At 49.6% G+C, this 20668-nt stretch carries 14 protein-coding genes and 7 pseudogenes; 10 read left to right on the plus strand and 11 right to left on the minus strand.

The features are described from left to right. The first annotated feature begins 34 nt into the window (after positions 1-34). The 3 genes and pseudogenes from DZ54_RS17730 (at position 35) to DZ54_RS0100465 (ending at position 3001) form a co-directional block, all read left to right on the plus strand. Positions 35-693: pseudogene (locus DZ54_RS17730) on the plus strand (DUF2989 domain-containing protein). A 315-nt stretch (positions 694-1008) separates the two neighbouring features. Further along, positions 1009-2004, plus strand: coding sequence for a type I glyceraldehyde-3-phosphate dehydrogenase (gene gap, locus DZ54_RS0100460; RefSeq protein ID WP_025672733.1), 996 nt, complete (start codon positions 1009-1011; stop codon positions 2002-2004). A 115-nt stretch (positions 2005-2119) separates the two neighbouring features. Next, the gene (locus tag DZ54_RS0100465; protein ID WP_025672734.1) at positions 2120-3001 is read left to right on the plus strand and encodes a D-hexose-6-phosphate mutarotase; all 882 of its coding nucleotides are present in this window, start codon (positions 2120-2122) and stop codon (positions 2999-3001) included. Between the two features lie 130 nt (positions 3002-3131). On the opposite strand, the gene DZ54_RS0100470 is transcribed toward DZ54_RS0100465, so the two are convergent. Then, complete coding sequence (locus DZ54_RS0100470; protein WP_025672735.1) at positions 3132-3896, minus strand: MipA/OmpV family protein; 765 nt, start codon at positions 3894-3896, stop codon at positions 3132-3134. A 272-nt stretch (positions 3897-4168) separates the two neighbouring features. Here DZ54_RS0100470 and DZ54_RS17735 point away from each other — a divergent pair. The 3 genes and pseudogenes from DZ54_RS17735 (at position 4169) to DZ54_RS0100485 (ending at position 9001) form a co-directional block, all read left to right on the plus strand. Continuing rightward, a pseudogene (locus tag DZ54_RS17735) lies at positions 4169-6107 on the plus strand (PrkA family serine protein kinase). Between the two features lie 33 nt (positions 6108-6140). Further along, complete coding sequence (locus DZ54_RS0100480) at positions 6141-7412, plus strand: YeaH/YhbH family protein (protein ID WP_025672736.1); 1272 nt, start codon at positions 6141-6143, stop codon at positions 7410-7412. Between the two features lie 41 nt (positions 7413-7453). After that, the gene (locus DZ54_RS0100485; RefSeq protein WP_025672737.1) at positions 7454-9001 is read left to right on the plus strand and encodes a SpoVR family protein; all 1548 of its coding nucleotides are present in this window, start codon (positions 7454-7456) and stop codon (positions 8999-9001) included. Positions 9002-9092: 91 nt separating this feature from the next. Here the strand turns inward: DZ54_RS0100485 and fadR are convergent, their stop codons facing one another. Further along, entirely contained in the window at positions 9093-9944 is an 852-nt protein-coding gene (fadR, locus tag DZ54_RS0100490; RefSeq protein WP_025672738.1) for a fatty acid metabolism transcriptional regulator FadR, read from the minus strand. Between the two features lie 342 nt (positions 9945-10286). Between fadR and nhaB the strand changes: the two genes are divergently transcribed. Together nhaB and dsbB are read left to right on the plus strand one after the other, a co-directional pair. After that, positions 10287-11879 (plus strand): Na(+)/H(+) antiporter NhaB, encoded by a 1593-nt coding sequence (gene nhaB / locus DZ54_RS0100495; protein ID WP_037353154.1) that lies wholly within the window; start codon positions 10287-10289, stop codon positions 11877-11879. 88 nt (positions 11880-11967) lie between these two features. Beyond that, positions 11968-12507 carry a disulfide bond formation protein DsbB gene (gene dsbB, locus DZ54_RS0100500; protein ID WP_025672740.1) on the plus strand — a complete coding sequence of 180 codons (540 nt, stop codon included), beginning with the start codon at positions 11968-11970 and terminating at the stop codon, positions 12505-12507. Positions 12508-12639: 132 nt separating this feature from the next. Here the strand turns inward: dsbB and DZ54_RS17740 are convergent, their stop codons facing one another. The 7 genes and pseudogenes from DZ54_RS17740 to DZ54_RS0100535 all read right to left on the minus strand — a co-directional run bounded on the left by DZ54_RS17740 (position 12640) and on the right by DZ54_RS0100535 (position 18668). Next, positions 12640-12999, minus strand: a complete 360-nt coding sequence (locus tag DZ54_RS17740) for a (deoxy)nucleoside triphosphate pyrophosphohydrolase (RefSeq protein WP_240473873.1) — start codon at positions 12997-12999, stop codon at positions 12640-12642. Between the two features lie 4 nt (positions 13000-13003). Continuing rightward, positions 13004-13637 (minus strand): annotated as a pseudogene (locus DZ54_RS17745) (YecA family protein). A gap of 8 nt (positions 13638-13645) precedes the next feature. Further along, a pseudogene (locus DZ54_RS17750) lies at positions 13646-14582 on the minus strand (tRNA-dihydrouridine synthase). Between the two features lie 164 nt (positions 14583-14746). Continuing rightward, positions 14747-15478 carry a DsbA family protein gene (locus DZ54_RS0100520; RefSeq protein ID WP_025672741.1) on the minus strand — a complete coding sequence of 244 codons (732 nt, stop codon included), beginning with the start codon at positions 15476-15478 and terminating at the stop codon, positions 14747-14749. Positions 15479-15507: 29 nt separating this feature from the next. After that, positions 15508-16026, minus strand: coding sequence for a protein disulfide oxidoreductase (locus DZ54_RS0100525; protein WP_025672742.1), 519 nt, complete (start codon positions 16024-16026; stop codon positions 15508-15510). Then, a pseudogene (locus DZ54_RS17755) lies at positions 16023-18060 on the minus strand (protein-disulfide reductase DsbD family protein). The gene DZ54_RS0100525 and the pseudogene DZ54_RS17755 overlap by 4 nt, the downstream one beginning before the upstream one ends. A gap of 167 nt (positions 18061-18227) precedes the next feature. Continuing rightward, entirely contained in the window at positions 18228-18668 is a 441-nt protein-coding gene (locus DZ54_RS0100535) for a YcgN family cysteine cluster protein (protein WP_025672743.1), read from the minus strand. Positions 18669-18771: 103 nt separating this feature from the next. Between DZ54_RS0100535 and DZ54_RS0100540 the strand changes: the two are divergent. After that, positions 18772-18957: pseudogene (locus DZ54_RS0100540) on the plus strand (YkgJ family cysteine cluster protein); the annotation flags it as partial. 56 nt (positions 18958-19013) lie between these two features. Here DZ54_RS0100540 and DZ54_RS0100545 read toward each other — a convergent pair. After that, on the minus strand, positions 19014-19889 hold the full coding sequence (locus tag DZ54_RS0100545) for a Tim44 domain-containing protein (RefSeq protein WP_025672745.1): 876 nt from the start codon (positions 19887-19889) through the stop codon (positions 19014-19016). 187 nt (positions 19890-20076) lie between these two features. On the opposite strand from DZ54_RS0100545, the gene DZ54_RS0100550 reads away from it, so the two are divergent. Next, positions 20077-20472 (plus strand): NINE protein, encoded by a 396-nt coding sequence (locus tag DZ54_RS0100550; RefSeq protein WP_025672746.1) that lies wholly within the window; start codon positions 20077-20079, stop codon positions 20470-20472. A 102-nt stretch (positions 20473-20574) separates the two neighbouring features. On the opposite strand, the pseudogene DZ54_RS24615 reads toward DZ54_RS0100550, so the two are convergent. Next, positions 20575-20668 (minus strand): annotated as a pseudogene (locus DZ54_RS24615) (IS5/IS1182 family transposase); the annotation flags it as partial.

Below are 20668 nucleotides of genomic sequence, written 5' to 3' on the forward strand. Positions count from 1 at the left end.
CCGGTTTGAGCGCTCAGATCTAATTTTCGATCGTTTGGCCGTTGACCAAAAACCGACCGATCTCAATAAGCTCACCGAACTTAAGCAAACCAAAGCCTACTTACGCTGTATGGAACTGGTGGCTGGAATTGAACCCACCACACTCAAAGCGCGCAAAACCAAACGCACGGAGGCGGTATATCACGCTTATGACGCGATCGATCGTTTGGAAAAGGAACTGAAAGCGTCTTATCAACCTCCGGTGATTTACTACCGTTGGTCACAAGGTGATAACAGCGCCTTACCACAGTTTTTGAAGCTGGAAGCACACGCCACCTCGAAACACCTCAGTTACAGCTCGGCTTGGCGACCTATTATATCTCGCGGGACAAGGCTAAAACGGTAGAAATTTTATTACACGCGTTAGAACTATACGACGGTCGCGACATAACCGTGAAAAAAGACGTGATTCCAGAGGTGATTAAATCACTCGCCACCACCAATCATGCGCTAAAACGCTTTGAACATGCTTATTTGTGGGCAAAAGTGGGACAAAGTTACAATCTCCCTATAGCGAAAGGTGATCGCTTGGCTCGTCTTTACACCCTGACCGAACAACAAGAAACGTCGTTGCAAAGATTGGCATTTGAGATATCCGCCGCGATCGACGACGGCAATTTTCAGGCATCACTGCTCGCGCCAATCACTCAATGAGTGGCAACGCCCAACCAAAGGCAAATCGGTCACGTCAAACTTGTCGTACCAGTTTGCCTTTCACAATTGTCCTTCTGCTTCTACGCTAACAGGACCAGTCGTTGTATCTGCCTGATTGGTCTTTATCCACGATTGATGAAAGACGACACAGGCATGGTCGTAAGGGTGCCAAATGTTTAGGCGATGTAAAAAAAATCCGTACTTTTTTTTGATTTTGAACAATTTTGGCGGCGATTATCCTTGCATGACGGGGTCCTATTCTGTAATTTTACTACCAGTTTAATCTCATTCGAAATTAAGTTGTGGAGCAACATAATGACTATCAAAGTAGGTATTAACGGTTTTGGCCGTATCGGCCGTTTCGTATTTCGTGCGTCTGTAGAACGTAACGACATCGACGTGGTAGCAATCAACGATCTTATCGACGTTGAATACATGGCTTATATGCTGAAATACGATTCAACTCACGGTCGTTTCAACGGCACCGTAGAAGTTGAAGGCGGTAATCTGATCGTAAACGGCAAAACCGTACGCGTAACCGCAGAGCGCAACCCAGCAGATCTTAAGTGGGGTGACGTTGGTGTTGACGTTGTTGCGGAAGCGACCGGTATCTTCCTGACTGACGAAACAGCACGTCAACACATTCAAGCAGGTGCGAAGAAAGTTGTGCTTACCGCACCGTCAAAAGACGCCACGCCAATGTTTGTTATGGGTGTGAACGAGCAAGACTATGCAGGTCAAGATATCGTGTCTAACGCATCTTGCACCACGAACTGCCTAGCGCCTATTGCAAAAGTACTGAACGACAAGTTCGGCATCGTATCAGGCCTGATGACCACGGTTCACGCAACCACTGCGACTCAAAAAACCGTTGACGGCCCTTCTGCGAAAGACTGGCGCGGCGGCCGTGGTGCATCTCAGAACATCATCCCATCTTCAACCGGTGCTGCAAAAGCCGTTGGTAAAGTATTGCCTGTGCTAGACGGTAAACTGACAGGTATGGCGTTCCGTGTACCAACCGCGAACGTTTCAGTGGTTGACCTGACTGTGAACCTAGAAAAAGGCGCGTCTTACGACCAAATCTGTGCCGCCATGAAAGAAGCATCTGAAGGCGAACTGAAAGGCGTGCTCGGTTACACTGAAGATGCCGTTGTTTCTCAAGACTTCATCGGCGAAGTACAAACCTCAGTATTCGATGCAAAAGCAGGTATCGCACTGACTGATAACTTCGTAAAAGTAGTATCTTGGTACGACAACGAGATCGGCTACTCAAACAAAGTATTAGACTTAGCAGCACACATCGCTAAGTAATGCGCATGTAGCGACACCATACGAAAAGGCGGCCTCGAGCCGCCTTTTGTGTATTTGGTGCTTATCCGGTGAGCCTGTTTTTTGATCGTAGACACTACCCCAAGAGGTTCAAGCTATGTCCACCCCTTTGCTTTTTGAACGTCAACTCTCCGCCTCTGTCGATTTATGCTATCGACAATCCGTTCCCATTCTTCGTATTAATCACCCATCCTGTGCTGCCACCATCAGCCTTTTCGGCGCTCATCTGCTCTCCTTTGCGCCGACAAGTGAACCCTCGCTGGTGTGGATGAGTCGCAACGCCATCTATGATGCACAGACACCATTGCGAGGCGGCGTCCCCATTTGTTGGCCTTGGTTTGGGCAATCTGGGTCGCCCTCGCATGGCTTTGCGCGTCGACAGATGTGGCAATTGGCACAGATTGACGAGCAACCGGATGGCGTGACCGTGCAACTGCAATTGTCTGAATCAGAACAGTCGATGGCGCTCTGGCCCCATTGTTTTATGGCAACGGTCACGTTCACCCTGACACAAAAAGCCGATATTTCCCTCGCCGTCACCAATACCGATCAACATGATTGGGCGATGGGTGGCGCGTTACACAGCTATCTGACCGTCGCGGACAGCGAGCAAGCCTCCGTAAACGGGGTTGGTAACCAGTATCTCGATAATTTCAGCGCCGGCGAGAAGAAGCCAGCACCCGGTCACGTCACCTTCGAAGCGCCAGTTGACCGCATTTATACCGGTGCACACGATACATTGTCGCTCACCGACCCAGTCGGTAGCCGCCGGATTACTGTCACTAACCAAGGAGCAACCAGTGCGGTGATATGGAACCCAGGACAAGCTGCATCGGTAAAAATGGCTGATATGGATGACGATGGCTATCAACATTTTGTCTGTATAGAGGCCGCGCTTGAGACACCAAATACCGTCGTATCGCCAGGGCAAACCTATACCCTCGCCACGACGCTATGCGATGAAAAAGCGCTGCGATGAAAAAGCACTGCGATGAAAAAGCGCGACGCTAAACAACGCGGCCACCTTCGTTTAAGGTGGCCTGCTCATTATCGTTACCCGATGTCAGGTATCGCGAAGTGACATCAATCACCGCGATATAAAGATTAAGTTACATAAAGACATAGTTCACGCCGAGATAACCAGAGGCGGCGGTGGATTGATCTACCATCGGGCTGTTGGCAATCTCATCATCGAGGTTGGTATAGCGCACGCCACCAAGCAACTGGATGCGCTCGGTCAGCATAAAATAACCACTGGCTCCCACAAAGTAATGCCCCGCAGAGCCTGGCTCATACGCCTCAATGCCTGAAACGCGCGACGCTTCAGTGGCGTTGACCCCATAAAGATACTGATTTAGCTCATGGCTGTTATAGGCATATCCTACCTCTGGTGAGATCCCCCAACGAGGATGATTAAACCCATATTTCCAGCTTACCTCTCCATACACCCCGTCTCTATCATGCGTCACCCCCTCTCCGGCCAACACCTGAAAACGGCCTATTGGTGAGCGGTATTGATAGGCAAGCGCTGCCACAATCGATGCATCGCGTTTGTCGAGTCGGCTCAATTGCGGATCGTCGGTATCTGCGGGGTCGAAACGGCGAGGATCATAGGTCGCTGATAACACCAGGTTGTGTGTCGAGTCTTTCGGCGCTAGCCGTGCACCAGCAGTCAAGCCGCGAAAGTAAAAGTGGTCTGTATCAACGTTCACAGTTGGCACAACAAGTGGATCAGTATCGGTATCTTTATATACCTGCGGTGAAAATGCCCCTATCACACCAGCGGAGACATATGTTTCTGCTGATACGCTAGTTGACGTCAGTGCTAAGGCACAAGCTACCCCCACCGTTCTTCTTGCTATTTTCATCATCATTTCCTCTATACATTGGGGCTGTCCAAGGCCAACTTAGTCAGCCTAAGGGGTAAACGTAGCGCCTACAGCATACTTCACTACCTTGCCCCCCCGCTGTCAATATCTTGACCAGATACGCGTAATGCACTTACAACAAAAATTATCGAAAAAACAAACAATTCTTTCACGCAAAATTAGCAAAGGGGGTCTAACCTTATAAAAAGAGAAGGGAACCTTCAGCCAATTTTTCACCTTTTCTTTTCGGGTTATTAGACGATTTAGGGGGCAGGACCATGACTATTTTTGATCACTATCGTCAGCGCTATGAAGAAGCCAAAGACGAAGAAATGAGCCTTCAAGCATTCTTGGATCTGTGCCGAGATGATCGCGGTGCGTATGTCAATGCCGCCGAGCGTTTGCTGATGGCAATTGGCGAACCAGAAAAGATCGACACTTCGCTCGACCCTCGGCTCAGTCGACTGTTTTCCAACCGTGTTATTTCACGCTACCCAACATTCAAAGATTTTTATGGTATGGAAGACTCGATCGAACAGATTGTTTCATACCTTAAACATGCCGCTCAAGGCTTAGAAGAGCGCAAACAAATTCTCTACTTGCTCGGCCCTGTCGGTGGGGGGAAATCGTCATTAGCGGAGAAGCTAAAAAGCTTGATGCAGCAGATGCCGATTTATGTACTCACCGCCAATGGCGAGCGTAGCCCTGTCAATGATCATCCCTTCTGTCTCTTTGATGCGACGGAAGATGGACATCTACTCGAACAAGAATATGGCATTCCACAGCGATACGTTCACCACATTATGTCGCCTTGGGCTGCCAAGCGATTAAAAGAGTTTGGTGGCGATATTAGCCAGTTCAAAGTCGTCAAACTCCGTCCATCAATTCTCAACCAAGTTGGGGTTGCCAAAACCGAGCCAGGCGATGAAAACAACCAAGATATCTCTGCCTTGGTCGGTAAAGTCGATATTCGTCAGCTTGAACATTATTCACAAGACGATCCCGACGCTTACTCCTACTCCGGTGCGTTGTGCCGTGCTAACCAAGGTATGATGGAGTTTGTGGAGATGTTTAAAGCGCCGATTAAGGTGCTTCATCCCCTACTCACAGCGACGCAAGAAGGCAACTACAACGGCACGGAAGGGCTTTCTGCATTGCCATTTGACGGCATCATTTTGGCCCACTCCAATGAATCCGAATGGCAGTCATTCCGCAATAACAAAAATAACGAGGCCTTCCTCGACCGTGTGTATATTGTCAAAGTGCCGTATTGTTTACGGATTTCGGATGAGATCCATATTTATAACAAACTTCTATCTACCAGCGAGTTACGTCATGCGCCTTGCTCACCGAGCACGCTCGATATCTTGGCCCGCTTTACGGTGTTATCACGCCTGAAAGACCCAGAAAACTCGAGCATTTATTCAAAAATGCGCGTGTATGATGGTGAAACACTCAAAGACACAGATCCCAAAGCCAAGTCTTACCAAGAGTACCGAGATTTTGCTGGGGTCGACGAAGGCATGGATGGGCTATCAACCCGTTTCGCCTTCAAGATTTTGTCACGCGTTTTCAACTTTGACCATGCAGAAGTCGCGGCTAACCCAGTCCATCTGTTCTATGTTTTAGAGCAACAAATTGAGCGAGAGCAGTTTCCGCAAGAGGTCGCTGAACGTTACCTGGAACATCTCAAAGGCTATTTGATCCCCAAATACATAGAGTTTATTGGTAAAGAGATCCAAACCGCCTACCTCGAGTCGTACTCTGAATATGGCCAAAATATCTTTGACCGCTATGTCACCTATGCCGATTTTTGGATTCAAGACCAAGAATTCCGGGACCCAGACACCGGTCAGCTCTTTGATCGTTCCGCGTTGAATGGCGAGCTGGAAAAAATCGAAAAGCCAGCAGGAATCAGTAATCCGAAAGACTTCCGTAACGAAATCGTTAACTTTGTGCTCCGCGCCCGCGCTAACAACGAGGGCAAAAATCCGGCTTGGACCAGTTATGAGAAGCTAAAAACGGTGATCGAGAAGAAGATGTTCTCCAATACCGAAGATCTTCTGCCAGTGATCTCGTTTAACACCAGAAGACCTACTAGCGACGAGCAGAAAAAAACACGACGACTTTGTCGACCGTATGATGGAAAAAGGCTACACCCGCAAGCAGGTTCGTTTGCTCGCTGAATGGTATTTGCGCGTGCGTAAATCGTCGTAGATTACGGGTTGACGCAGATGACGGGAGAAAGTTATGGCGCATTTTATTGATCGTCGTCTCAATGGCAAAAACAAAAGCACTGTCAATCGACAGCGCTTTTTACGCCGCCACAAGCGGCAGATAAAAGAGTCCATTGCTGACGCTGTCAACAATCGCTCGATCACAGATGTCGAGAGTGGTGAGGATATTTCAATCCCATCACGAGATATCCGTGAACCCACGTTTCATCAAGGTAAAGGGGGACAGCGAGAGGCTGTCCACCCTGGTAACGACCAGTTTAGTCCTGGTGACCGTATCGCTCGCCCACCCGGTGGCGAGGGCGGCGGTGCCGGTGAAGGACAAGCAAGTCCAGATGGCGAGGGACAAGACGAGTTTGTTTTCCAAATATCGAAAGACGAATATCTGGATCTGTTGTTCGAAGATCTTGAGCTACCGAACCTAAAAAAGAATCAGATGGCAAAAATGGTGGAGTACAAAACTCACCGCTCTGGCTATACCTCAAACGGTGTGCCCTCCAATATCGCCATCGTCCGTTCTTTACAAAATTCGCTCGCAAGACGAACAGCGATGTCAGCTGGTAAACGCAGAGAGCTCGCGGAGCTTGAAGAAGCGCTTGAACAAGTACAGCGGGCTGAGCCTGCTCAACCATTAGAAGTAAAACGCATTGAGGAAGAAATCGCGGCACTGAAAAACAAAATTGCCACAGTACCATTTATCGACACCTTCGATTTACGTTACAAAAACTACGAAAAGCGACCTCAGCCAAACAGTCGCGCGGTAATGTTTTGCTTAATGGATGTGTCTGGCTCGATGGATCAAGCCACCAAGGACATTGCCAAGCGTTTTTATATCTTACTGTATCTGTTTCTTTCGCGGACGTATAAAAATGTGGAGGTGGTATTTATTCGCCATCACACGCAGGCGAAAGAAGTCGACGAACATGAGTTCTTTTATTCGCAAGAAACCGGCGGCACCATTGTGTCCAGCGCCCTGAGGCTGATGGATGAAATCATCAAAGACAGGTACAACCCAGCCGAGTGGAATGTGTACGCTGCTCAAGCCTCAGATGGCGATAACTGGGCGGACGATTCGCCGGGCTGTCGCGAGTTACTCCAAAAAACGCTATTACCGGTGAGTCGCTATTACGCCTATATTGAAATAACACGTCGTGCGCACCAAACACTGTGGCGTGAGTATCAGTCGCTCGCCGAAAGCCATGACAATTTTGCCATGCAGAACATTCGCTCGGCGGAAGAAATTTTCCCCGTATTTCGCGAATTGTTTAAGCGTCAGGTCGAGGCCTGACGCCATACCGGCATTGACGCATTTTATCAGGGAGACATGGTATGGCTGCCACCAAAGGTAAACACAACACTCCGCTCCACGATGGACCCGATTGGACTTTTGACCTGCTCGAACAGTATCACAAGGAAATTAAACGGGTGGCCGAGCACTACAAACTCGACACCTATCCCAATCAAATCGAAATCATCGCCGCCGAACAGATGATGGACGCTTACTCCAGTGTGGGTATGCCAATCAATTATAACCATTGGTCATTTGGCAAGAAATTTATTGAAACCGAGCGCAACTATAAACATGGTTACATGGGATTGGCGTATGAGATTGTGATCAACTCAGATCCGTGTATCGCCTACTTAATGGAAGAAAATACTATTACAATGCAAGCGCTGGTGATGGCGCATGCGTGTTACGGCCACAATTCCTTCTTTAAAGGTAATTACTTGTTCCAAACCTGGACGGATGCCGGGTCGATCATTGATTATCTTTTGTTTGCCAAGCACTACATTAGCGAGTGTGAAGAAAAGTATGGTCTCGCCGACGTCGAAAACCTCATTGATTCGTGTCACGCGCTGATGAACTATGGCGTTGACAGGTACAAGCGCCCGCAAAAGATCTCACTCGCCGAGGAAAAAGCGCGCCAGAAAGCGCGAGAAGATTATCTGCAAACCCAAGTGAACGAACTGTGGCGGACGATTCCTAGTGGCAAAAAAGATCAAGAAGAGGAAAAACGCCGTTTCCCCTCTGAACCGCAGGAAAACCTCTTATACTTTTTTGAAAAACACTCACCGCTACTGGAGCCTTGGCAGCGAGAAATTGTGCGGATCGTGCGCAAAGTGAGCCAGTATTTCTACCCGCAAAAACAGACGCAAGTGATGAATGAAGGCTGGGCGACCTTCTGGCATTACACCATTCTTAACCACCTTTACGATGAGGGGTTAGTCACCGATAGCTTTATTATGGAATTTTTGCATAGCCACACCAATGTGGTCGCGCAGCCCCCCTATAATAGTCAGTTTTATTCCGGTATTAATCCGTATGCTCTCGGGTTCGCGATGTTCCAAGATATTCGCCGTATGTGCGAGAGCCCAACCGATGAGGATAAATATTGGTTCCCTGATATTGCGGGTAAAGATTGGCTCGAGACGGTCCATTTTGCGATGGCGAATTTTAAAGACGAGAGCTTTATTAGTCAGTTTCTGTCCCCAAAGGTGATGCGGGATATGAAGTTTTTTGCCGTCAACGACGACGATCGACAAAGCTATATCGAAGTCACCAGTATTCATAATGAACAGGGGTATCGTCAGCTACGTGAAGATCTCTCAGCGCAATACAATCTGAGCAACCGCGAGCCAAATATCCAGGTATTTGATGTCGACTTACGTGGCAATCGCTCACTCACACTCAGGTATGTGCCGCACAACCGTATACCGCTCGCCAACTCTCATGAGGAAGTGTTAAAGCATGTCCACCGGCTCTGGGGCTTTGAGGTCATTTTGGAGGAAGAAACCAGCGAAGGACGAGGAAAAATTCTTAGTAGCTGTCCCAAGCGGCCACAATTTGATCCCGATATGTTAATAGGCAGCCATTAAGCTCACCATGAGGCTTCGACGCTAATGCAACATCATTAAAAAAGCCGCCCTGATACGTCCATCATGGCGGCTTTTTTATTCATACCAAGGTTTACGCTTCTTCTTCCGTCATGTGAGCGGCAATGGTCTCACGGTTACTAAACCATAATCCCCCACACTCACGCCCGTATTGTTTAACCCGGTCGCTGATGGCTGGATGTTGGTTATTGGCGACCATTTCGCGTAAGTCATTATAAAAGCTGAGCGCATTTTCACAGGCGCGGCGGTCCATAAAGTAATAGCCCCCTACGCGTGAATAAATTTGGCGCATACCGTTGATGGTCAACACATAGACTTTATTACCAGAGAAATGTGCCATCCCTTGGAACAAACGATAATCGAAATGATTAAAGGCGCGGCCCATACAAATACGCTCACACAGTTCAGGATCCTGCTTACCGTATTTGTCTTGGATTTTCTTGACGTCTTTCAGGACTTCGTTTTTCTCATCAATCAAGTCTAAATACTGATCAAAGCGCTCGCACTCAAGCACTTGTTGGCAGCGTTCGATAACCAAATCAATCAAGTTTAAGCAGTCTTCCGGACGATTTTTCGCGGCATAGCGCATGTATACACCGCTAATGTCTGTCCGCGCGGCAAGTAAGTCCTCGAGAACACCGTGGACGTCCTGCCCTTCCAGCGTCACTAGGGTATCAAGAATACTCAGGCCCGACGTCCGCATGTAATCATTGACCCGCGTGGGCTTGCCATGTTGAATGGTTAACCAACCATCACGGGCGAGACGCTGCAGCACCTCGCGTAATGTGGTGCGGGTGACACCAATGAGCTCAGACAATTCACGCTCTGCGGGTAAAATAGAGCCCTTTGGGAAGTGATTGTTCCAAATACTTTCAATTATATATTTTTCAGCAAATGTTGCTGGGCTATCCGCCTTTATAACCATTGAATCTAAATTCCAATTTGCTTCTTGCTCTGATTAATAACTCATCATACCACTAGTCATGAGTTGCAGAAACCGCTGTGTGATATCGCCACTCATCGCGTGACATCTGCTATATTTTTGTACCAGATCAATGAAAATTTGGGCATAAATCGCAAAACTACGTCATACAAGATGTAACAAAATATGTCTAAGGCAAACTAGCGCACAATTATGGGTGACAAGGCTATCCTCTAGTGACTGCCAATGAGTAATACAGGGCGATAGTCGCACCGTCACCGTTTACTGTCATCCTCTCGCCCACCCGTGCGCGGTTAGAGGCATAATAACAATGAGACTATCATTATGGCTAAGACCATTACGCTCAGCTCCGCGTTTCTAAAGAACTTTCTCGGCAAAGCCCCTGACTGGTACAAACTGACCATTGTTGGCTTCTTAATCATCAACCCCATTATATTCTCGATTGACCCTTTCATTGCCGGTTGGCTGCTGGTGGTCGAGTTTATTTTTACCCTAGCCATGGCGTTAAAATGCTATCCACTTCAGCCTGGTGGGTTATTGGCGATAGAGGCTGTCGCAATTGGTATGACAAGCTCGGCCCAAGTCAAGCATGAGCTGGTTGCCAACGTAGAAGTGCTACTACTGCTGGTTTTCATGGTCGCCGGCATCTACTTTATGAAGCAGTTGTTGCTGTTTATTTTCACCAAAATCTTGCTGGGGATCCGTTCTAAAGTTGCGTTATCGCTGGCGTTTTGCAGCGCGGCAGCGGCACTTTCAGCCTTCCTTGATGCCTTAACCGTGATTGCCGTGGTGATCAGTGTCGCGGTCGGGTTTTACTCGATTTATCATCGGGTTGCATCAGGAAAAGAGTTGGGAGCTGCGCATGATCACACGTCAGATGACAACTTGAGTGATGAGCTTAGCCGCAACGATCTAGAAAACTATCGCGCCTTCTTACGTAGCTTGCTAATGCATGCGGGGGTCGGTACGGCGCTCGGTGGCGTTATGACCATGGTCGGTGAGCCGCAAAACTTGATTATTGCTGACCAAGCCGGCTGGCATTTTGGTGAGTTTATCCTGCGCATGGCACCGGTTACCTTGCCCGTGTTCTTCGCTGGCTTGTTGACCTGCATTGTCGTTGAAAAATTGGGCTGGTTTGGCTATGGCGCGAAACTACCTAATAACGTTCTGAAGATACTGGTTGAGTATGACAAAGCACAACGCGCAAAACGCACGCCACAAGATGTCGCAAAGCTCGTCGCTCAAGCGCTAATCGCTGTATGGTTGATTACCGCGCTCGCCCTTCACTTAGCCGCAGTCGGCTTGATTGGTCTCAGCATTATCATCTTGGCGACGTCCTTTACCGGTGTGATTGACGAGCACCATATTGGTAAAGCCTTTGAAGAGGCACTGCCTTTCACTGCGCTATTGGCTGTCTTTTTCTCAATAGTTGCGGTGATTATTGACCAGCATTTGTTTGCCCCGGTGATTGATCTGGTGCTGTCATTGGAAGGCCATATGCAGCTTACCATGTTCTATGTGGCAAACGGCTTACTGTCTATGGTATCCGATAACGTCTTCGTCGGTACCGTGTACATCAACGAAGTAAAAACTGCGTTGCTCCATGGGGTGATTGACCGTGAACAATTCGACATGTTGGCGGTGGCCATTAATACCGGGACAAACTTGCCGTCAGTCGCCACACCGAATGGCCAAGCCGCTTTCTTGTTCTTACTAACATCAACGCTTGCTCCCCTGCTTCGATTGTCATATGGCCGTATGGTATATATGGCGCTGCCTTACACGATTGTGATGGGCGTGCTCGGTGTCATCGGTATTGAGTTTTTCTTGGTACCTGCCACCGAGTGGATGTTACACCAAGGCTGGATATCGGAAACCATTCATATGACCCAACAAGCTCTACCGAGTGCGCACTAACGCATTTCTATCATTGACCTTCGTCTCAACAAACGATTGAATAGCAAGGCTCTCAGTGTAGAGCCTTGTTTTTTATCAGGAGTGAGTTATGTGGCGCGCCCTAAATCAATTTTCCCGCAGCCGAGCGTCCTGGCTGTTGTTGCTTCTCTGTGTGATTGGCCTCGAAGCAACTGCACTGTATTTCCAACATAACCAAGGACTTGCTCCCTGTGTAATGTGTATTTATGAACGCGTCGCCTTATTCGGTGTGGGCACGGCGGCATTACTCGGACTCATTGCCCCCGAGAACCCTTTTTGGCGCACCGTAGGATTACTGGCCTATGGCATCACCGCCGCGTGGGGGCTTAAGCTTTCGTTAGAGCACGTCAGTTATCAGTTCCCCGACCCCAGTCAACTCTTTGGTGCGACCTGTGATGTGGCAGTGAATTTCCCATCTTGGGCACCTTTAAACCAGTGGCTGCCCCAAGTATTCGAAGCGTATGGCGACTGCAGTGAAGTGGTTTGGCAATGGCTGGATTGGTCCATGCCACAATGGCTGGTGGGGATCTTTTCGGCAATGTTATTTGTCTGGTTACTGGTGGTTATCGCCCAATTTATTGGTCGTCCGCCGCGTCGTATTTTTTCTTAATCACACACGGCTGAACGCCTGACGCAGATATAACCGGATAGAGAAGAAAACGCCAACTTAGTCGGCGTTTTTTATTTTTGCAAGACGCTGACCCGCTAACACAGCCGACGGATTAAAGGCCGATCTGCGGCGCTAAAAACCCGGGTCAAGACGCTGAGGCTCGCTCCAGTACACGGACTGATGCTGTTTCAGCGTTAATGGCTCATCAAGGATCTCGCACCAATAACTACACAGTAGAATCACCTTGTCACCATAGTCGTGTTCGGTTTCGACGATAGGTGCGCCGACGTTTATCTCAACGCCGAACTCTTCCAGCCATTCGCGCTTAAGTGCCTGCTGGTCGGTCTCGCCTTGCTCAACTTTGCCACCCGGGAACTCCCACCAGCTGATAAATTGCGCGTCTGGCTGCCGTTGCGCCACCAATACTTGGTTGCCGTGCGTCGCGACCCCCGCCACTACGCGAATAACGGTTGTTTGTGCTGATAAGGGCATCCGGTTAACGTCCACAGCATTTTTTGAACTTCGCACCACTCCCACATGGGCAAGCATCGTTGCGGCCCACTGATTTAAACGGATTCACCTGGTGCGCGCCGTGCGTGCCTTGCTGCGCCTCATCGGCCGCTTTTGCTACTTCTTGGATCATAAGATCTAATTGTTCAACATACTGGCCAGGCTCAACATCAATCCCGACTTCTTTCATTTGCGCTAAGGTGCCCGCCTCATCATGCAATAGCAGCAGAGTGGTCACCAAGGCAGAAAGCATCCGGCGGCTACCATCATTGAGTGTCACATCATGCCAATGCGGCTCAATATAGGCCATACCGCCAGAAATCCTTCCGCGAAAGCTTGTGCAAGCTCGCCGCGCAGCGAAACCATTAATGCGTCAGGCAAGGTGTAATCATTACGCATCAGCGAATGATATTGCTGCTCCAAATGCGCGAATACTGTCTGCTTGTCCGCCTCATTGAGCACCACGGTTTCATCGTCCTCAACCCCGGCAGTCACCAGCACCGACAACCAGGTGTCTGGGTCCATCGGCACAGGACAAATATTGGCGGCCAACAGCGCCCCTTCAACAAAACTGGCAGGCATGCGTCCCAGTCATCAGAGAGTGTTATGAGTGTTGACATAAGCTTTCCTATTTTATGAATTCTGTTTGCTCACGCGCGTTATCAAGCGCTCTGGCAATCTCATCAGCACGATTAAGGACACGAATAACCTTAAAACACGCGTCAGCCTGAGGGTAATACTGACGCAAATACTTAAACCATTGCTTAATACGGTTAGGGAAATACACGGCCTTGTCACCTTGGCGCTCCTGTTCGCTATAGCGCACTAATAACCTCAAGACTTCAGGCCACCGCATCGGCGCGACATCATCGCGAATATGTTGACCCAGGTTGGGCATATTCAGGGCGCCACGACAGACCATTAACGTCTTGCAACCGGTCAACACTTGGCATTTAAGCGCGTCATCCCGCCCCCAAATATCACCGTTCGCCGTTACGGGGATCGCGAGCTGTTGGTTAATCTCCGCAATTAAGTCCCAACGAATGGTACCCGCCTTATAGCCATCACGCTTGGTGCGTCCATGAACCACCAGCTCGTCGGCCCCCGCCATCATTGACCGCCCGTGCTATCTCTAAATAATCGTCCAGATCATTAAATCCCAAACGCACTTTTGCGCTCACCGTATGCTCAGGCGCAACGCGATCACGGACCGCTTTCACTACCTCGTAGATCTGCTCAGGCGTTTTCAGCAAGGCCGCGCCGCCTCGGTTACCATTGACCGTTTTCGAGGGGCAGCCAAAATTGATATCAATGCCTTGCGATCCGAGCTGGATCGCTTGCTGCGCATTGCTGGCCATCGCATGAGCGTCTTGCCCCAGGAGTTGGACCCGAACAGGCGTCCCCGAGTCGGTAATGCCGCCTTGATATAACTCCGGGCAAAAACGATAAAAGACTTTTTCCGGCAAACGCTGATCCACCACACGCACAAATTCTGTCACGCAGAGATCATAATGATTAATCTCGGTCAGTAGCTTGCGCATTAAGGGATCAAGTACGCCCTCCATCGGGCCTAATACAATGCGTGGTGATTGATGATTCGTTTGACTCATGCCGTACCTTTACCGTTAAGGCGCGCTATTTTGCCAGCTTTTATCCCAAACCGCAGCAAACAAAAAAAGCCAGTCACATTTTGACTGGCTTTCAAATAGTTAGCGAGTATCAATCACGCTTAGATTTCAGTTTTTGCCGCCTCAACCATGGCTTCTAGCTGTGGGTACGGCAGATAACCTGGCGCGACTTGATCACCAATAATCATCGCTGGCGTGCCGCGCAGCCCTAGTTCAACAAAGGCGCGATAGTTGTCAGCCACGGCTTCTCCGGTTCGCTCTTTGCCCGCAAGCAATGACTCGGTATCGGTTTTTTGCGCAATTTTCTCTAAAGAACGCGCATCGTGCATGCCGCGTTTTTTCATCAGCAATTCATGAACCGCCGCAAAGGCCTCTGGCTGCTCGAGCCACACATTCATCGCATATACGGCAGAGTTGGTATCAAGCGATTCGATATTCTGCTGTTTTAGCGGCACAGCAATATTGATTACCTTCACATCATCATGAGCGGCCACCAGCTTCTGTAATTCCTCTTCCAGCTTTTTGCAGTATGGGCAGTTGTAGTCCATAAAGTTGACGACCGTCACTGCAGGGTTTTCAGCGCCAATCCAGCTGTGGGTTTCCGATTCAAACCAGTCGCGGCGTGCGGCGAGGTTTTGTTTCAGCGTCTTTTGCTGCTCAACATACTTTTGTAAGCTTTGGTTGAGGTTCGCAATCAATGTAGGGTTCTCCTCGAGCAAATTCACAATCTCATCCAACTGGGTTTGCTCAGAATCAGATAACGCATTAGCGCTGGCAGGAAAAGCCAACATAAGAAGCACCAGCCACGGCGCAAAAAAGCGAGATAAGGACATTCGGTTTCCTTTTTTAACGTTGGTAGTTATCACAACATTCTTAACCATAGGCCAATCGGTGAGGTAAAGCCTGTTGTTATTGAAGTGATTTTTCCTTGCTCGATCACCATCACCGTGGGGGTTACTTTCACTGATAATCGACGTGAAAATTGTCCGTCTGGATCATTGACGACCGGGAAATCATAACCATGATGAACAAGGTATCCATTTACTTTTTTATCTGGCCCCGAGCGTAACGCGATCGAGACCACCTGCGCATGACCGCTTAACCAATCTACCGAGGGCGTCACAAAACGGCACACACCGCACCAACTCGCCCACACATAGACAAGCACCGGCTCTTGTTGCGACATCGCCACTAAATCTTGTTGGCGGCCATCGAGCAAGCGGACCATGTCCACAGGTACCTGGCTGGTATCAATATCGCGGCTTCGCCACCAATCCACTGCGGTGCTAGATATCAGCACAAACACAGTCAACCAGCAAAGATCACGCGCACCACGTTTGACCCGCGTACGCCACGGCCGTTTCATTTTACCGCTCGTCATGGCGTTTGTGCCTGCTCAATCGCGGCCATTACCGCTTTATCGGTCAAAATGACCGGTAACGCGATCCCCTCAGGGCACCCGGACCATAGACCATATTGAACGGCACGCCATAGCGCTGGTGCTTTTGCAAATACTGGGTCACGGTATCACTCGGACGCGTCCAGTCACCTTGCATTGCCACCACATTGGGCGCGGTGATGGCATCATAAACCGGCGATTGTAAAATCACACCGACCTTGTTGGCATGACAGGTAATGCACCAATCGGCTGTCACATCGACAAACACTACTTGTCCCTGTTCGACGGCGTGAGTGATTGCCGCTTCATCGAGGCTGACCCAATCCGGATCAAGATTGAGGGGCGTTGCCCAACGCTGTGCTGTCAAGGACGCCCCCATCAGCCCAAGCACCATAACGACCAGCAGCCCGGCCGAACATTTAATCGCCGCCAGCTTGCCGAGGGTCCGGTATGTCAGCCACACCGTGGCAACCAGCAACAGCGTACCCATTGCGATTACGCCCAAAACGCCAAGGTAAGGCATCCACAGCCAGAATAGCCACACCGTGGTACCGGCCAGCAACAGCGCAAAGACCCGTTTGACATGATTCATCCACGGGCCGGGTTTCGGCAGTGCGCGTGTCAGTCCAGGAAAAACGGCGACCAGCAGCCACGGCAGCGCCATACCAACCGCAAGCGCGGTAAAGATCAGCCACAGCGCGGTCAACGACCCCCCCAGCGCATACGCCACCGCAGTCCCTAAAAAAGGTGCCGAGCAAGGCGTAGCCAGTAAGGTGGCAAACACCCCTTGAACAAAATGACCGCTGTGGGTATGGCCACCACGCGTTGCTAGCCAAGTCTGCCAGCTTGGGGGTAAGTCAATACGCAGCACATCAAACAAGCTCAGGGCAAAGAGCCAAATTACCAGCGTCATGACCCCAATAAAGATCGGACTTTGGAATTGGATCCCCCAACCGACGGCTTGACCGGTAAGCTTGAGGGCCATCAGTAATCCAGCAATCGCCCAAAAGGATACCAATATCCCAGCGGCTGAGGCCAAAAACTGGCCGCGAATGGCGCCACGTGTGGCATCTGGATTAGCAACGATACTGTTCAGTTTAAGACCCAGAACGGGGAGCACACAGGGCATCACGTTCAGGATCAAACCACCCAAGAGCGCAATACCGCCAATCACCCAAATGGACAATCCAGCTTGCGACGCTACATTGCCCGCACGCACAGTGATGCTGTGCTCGGCGAGTAGCTGCCTATCCATGACGGTGACCTGAATCGGTTTATCGGTCAGATTGGGCGTTTCAATCCAATTGGTGACATCAAAGGTCGCGGTCAGGGTGTTGCCATCACGGTGGATACTCGGCACCCCAAAGGTGTCATCAATCACCGCATCACCATCCACCAGCATATCGGGTTGCTGCCAAGCTTGGTTGCCGGTCACCGTAACCGCGAGCTGTTGTTTATTTGCATCCCAAACCGCAGAGTCCAGCGTCACATTCGGGAGCGGCTTAGGCACCTGACTCATCGCTTGATTGAACTGATACATCCGCTCGCCATCGGCCTTAAGTGCGCGGGGGGTAAAGTCGAGCGAGATGGGATAGTCAGTGATCACACACACACTGGTGCACGAAGACAAGCGCAAGGTGGCATTCAGTGAGACGGGCTGTTGCCATGCATTGACGCGAAAGGTCAGCGGAAAAGCAACCTGCCTTTATAGCCGAGCATTGTCAGGCCAAGGAGCTCATAGCGCTTGGGCGCAAGCCAATGCCAGGTAATATCATCTAGGTTTTGGCTATCGTTAATGATCAGCTCAGGAGCAACCCCGCCCTCGCCTGGCGAGCGCCAATAGGTTTTCCAATCACCTTGTAAATGGATAGAGAGCAAGCCGTCGAGGTGGTAAGTTTCTGAATTGCCTTGTCCAGTGAGCGCTAAACGAGCCTCAACGGGGGGGTGATCAGGGTTGCTAAGCCAGCCGGTATCAGGGGTTTGCGCAAGCGCAACACAACTGGCGAACAGCAGCATCCAGGACAGGACCAACGTATGGCGATTCCTTTCCAGCCAAGGTTAACGTGTGCTTTGTACGCTCGCATTCCACCTCCTCTCGAGTTGGCACTCATTATGCCCCACGCGAGAAAATAAACAATGGCTTAGCCTTCTCGCCGGCCAAGCAGGGCGATGGATTCTAGCGACTATCGTGGCCGCGTGGTGAGCTGTATGTGATCTTCCCAATCAATCACATCAATTTCGTACACCACGCTGTCTTTGACCGAGATCCCCGCTTTGTGCATCGCCGCTTTTGATCCAGTGATCAGTGGATGCCACTCAGGCAGCGGTTTATTTTCTGCCAACAAGCGATAGGCACAGGTTTCTGGCAACCAATAAAACTCGTCGATTTTGTCGCGGGTAAGCTTCAAGCAGGATTCTTCGTACGAGAAGCGGTTTGGGTAGTCTTTGCATGAGCAGGTTTTATCGTCCAATAGACTACAGGCAACATTGGTATAGTAGAGATCGTCGGTTTCTTCATCGATCAATTTATGCAAACAGCAACGGCCACAACCGTCACATAACGATTCCCATTCCTCATCGCTCATTTGCGCTAAGGTTTTTTGTTGCCAAAAGGGCGTGCTCATGATGCTGGCTCTCTTTTTATAATAAAACCGCGCGGAGCGGCAAAGACATTGCGCCGCTGTTATAACCATCATAGCGATAAAGTGCAAGCGGGCATTGGGGGATGGTATGCCTGGTGGTAAACCCGCAGGCACCCGGTGCGTGCAACTGGATGACAACAATTTATGCCAGCTTTTCGGTACGCCCGAACGCCCAACGGTTTGCTCTGCGTTTGACGCCGACCCGGACGTCTGTGGCGATCATTACCAACAAGCGCTCGACAATTTGATTTATCTGGAAGCGGCGACATAAAAAAACGCCAGCCCATGGATGAGCTAGCGTTATTGTTTCGAAGCGGGTGTTCTCGATTAGCTTTGAATACCCACAATCAGCCAAGGCGCATTCGGTTGAGTCAAATCACGCTCAAGATGCCAGATATCGGTAATATCCTCTTCAACCCCCTCCACGCGGTCACAATAACGACCGGTGAATTTTAAGCTTAACTGTGCGCGACAGCTGTCGTGATCGGCACGAACAATTTCTGCATCGACATACATCACTTCAGTATGCTGCTCAGTGCCTAAGCGCGCGCGTTCTGCCGCCAAGTCGTTGTATAGCTCAGGCGTGACATACTCTTGCATCTTTTCCAATTCATTGTGGTTCCACGCCCCTTGCAATATACGATAGTGCTCACGCGCACCACTTAGAAAGCTCTGCATATCGAACTGTGGCGGAAAGTTAAACGGCACATCATTGTCAGTGTTTGCACCAAAGCCACCTGTTGCGGCACCCGTCGAGCCATCAGCCGCATGGTTTCGAAAGGCATTGGGTTGCTCATGATAATAGCCCTTGCCTTGGCTAGGGTTAGCATAGGCAGGTCCTCGTGCTTGGGCTCCCGCTTTCGCTTGGGTCAGTCCGCGTAAAAATTTTAGTGCAAAGTAAGCAATCAGGCCCATGATCAGGATATCCATAAATTGGATGCCCTCAAAGGCGCCACCAAAGAAGGCGGCAAGCAAGCCACCCGCCAGTAAACCACCTAACAGGCCGCCTGCGAGCCCTCTTTTTCCGCTTTTGGTGGTATTTTGCTTGAGTGTATTGGTATTGGTAGTGTTGTTTTTAGGCGCTGGCGCCGTTTTGAAGCTTTTACCGAAGGACTTGCCGCCGCCAAAGCGCTTCGCTTCTGCATAAGGCGCTGTGACAACAAAGACAAACATCAACGCTGCAACAGAGAGTAATTTTTTCATTATCGCATCATCTGTGGTTTAAGACGCTTCTCATGCTAGAGTCTTTATGGGTGAAGTCAATTAAAGGGGTAAAGAAATTGTTACTAAGTTTCATCCTTTGGCCTCTGTTTTTGCGCGTTCAGGAACCATTTGCCGCCACAGAACTCCAAGCCATTATCTAACGTGTTGACACATACAGGACCGAACCATGAATGATACGCACAGCAAAGTCGTCGGTTACCTACTCTGGATCTTTGGTTTTCTCGGCTCACATCGGTTTTATTACGGCAAACCTGTCACCGGCACCATTTGGTTTTTTACGCTGGGGCTGTTTTTTGTAGGTTGGATTGTCGATTTATTCTTGATTCCGGCCATGGATAAAGAAGCTGACCTTCGTTTTCGCAGCGGTTCGACTGACTTTACCATTGCTTGGCTATTGTTGACTTTTCTGGGCGTATTAGGCATCCACCGTATGTACATGGGTAAGTGGATAACGGGAATTATCTATTTGTTTACGGGTGGTTTTTTCTTAATCGGTATCCTCTACGATTTTTGGACCTTGAACGAGCAGGTCTCGATAAAAAATATGCAAACCTTTTCGTAATCACCACCAAAATCGCTACCATTATAATTGCGCAATCTTTCATGGGTTGCGCCCTCGCCTCGCATTGCTAGGGCGTGTTGATCTTTGCTGTACACATTTTATTCAGCAATACATCGGCAGCCACATTATAGTAAACGCCAGTGATACCATACTGGCGTAATTTCTTGCTAACTTATCATATCTCGTTGATATTGCT

This window comes from Salinivibrio socompensis S35, assembly GCF_000513715.1.
Taxonomy (GTDB): Bacteria; Pseudomonadota; Gammaproteobacteria; order Enterobacterales; family Vibrionaceae; genus Salinivibrio; species Salinivibrio socompensis.

Excerpts from the sequence above, each read along its gene's own strand:
- gap (WP_025672733.1), top strand. The coding sequence starts at position 1,009 with ATGACTATCAAAGTAGGTATTAACGGTTTTGGCCGTATCGGCCGTTTC.
- DZ54_RS0100465 (WP_025672734.1), top strand. The coding sequence starts at position 2,120 with ATGTCCACCCCTTTGCTTTTTGAACGTCAACTCTCCGCCTCTGTCGAT.
- DZ54_RS0100470 (WP_025672735.1), bottom strand. The coding sequence starts at position 3,896 with ATGATGATGAAAATAGCAAGAAGAACGGTGGGGGTAGCTTGTGCCTTA.
- DZ54_RS0100480 (WP_025672736.1), top strand. The coding sequence starts at position 6,141 with ATGGCGCATTTTATTGATCGTCGTCTCAATGGCAAAAACAAAAGCACT.
- DZ54_RS0100485 (WP_025672737.1), top strand. The coding sequence starts at position 7,454 with ATGGCTGCCACCAAAGGTAAACACAACACTCCGCTCCACGATGGACCC.
- fadR (WP_025672738.1), bottom strand. The coding sequence starts at position 9,944 with ATGGTTATAAAGGCGGATAGCCCAGCAACATTTGCTGAAAAATATATA.
- nhaB (WP_037353154.1), top strand. The coding sequence starts at position 10,287 with ATGGCTAAGACCATTACGCTCAGCTCCGCGTTTCTAAAGAACTTTCTC.
- dsbB (WP_025672740.1), top strand. The coding sequence starts at position 11,968 with ATGTGGCGCGCCCTAAATCAATTTTCCCGCAGCCGAGCGTCCTGGCTG.
- DZ54_RS17740 (WP_240473873.1), bottom strand. The coding sequence starts at position 12,999 with ATGCCCTTATCAGCACAAACAACCGTTATTCGCGTAGTGGCGGGGGTC.
- DZ54_RS0100520 (WP_025672741.1), bottom strand. The coding sequence starts at position 15,478 with ATGTCCTTATCTCGCTTTTTTGCGCCGTGGCTGGTGCTTCTTATGTTG.
- DZ54_RS0100525 (WP_025672742.1), bottom strand. The coding sequence starts at position 16,026 with ATGACGAGCGGTAAAATGAAACGGCCGTGGCGTACGCGGGTCAAACGT.
- DZ54_RS0100535 (WP_025672743.1), bottom strand. The coding sequence starts at position 18,668 with ATGAGCACGCCCTTTTGGCAACAAAAAACCTTAGCGCAAATGAGCGAT.
- DZ54_RS0100545 (WP_025672745.1), bottom strand. The coding sequence starts at position 19,889 with ATGAAAAAATTACTCTCTGTTGCAGCGTTGATGTTTGTCTTTGTTGTC.
- DZ54_RS0100550 (WP_025672746.1), top strand. The coding sequence starts at position 20,077 with ATGAATGATACGCACAGCAAAGTCGTCGGTTACCTACTCTGGATCTTT.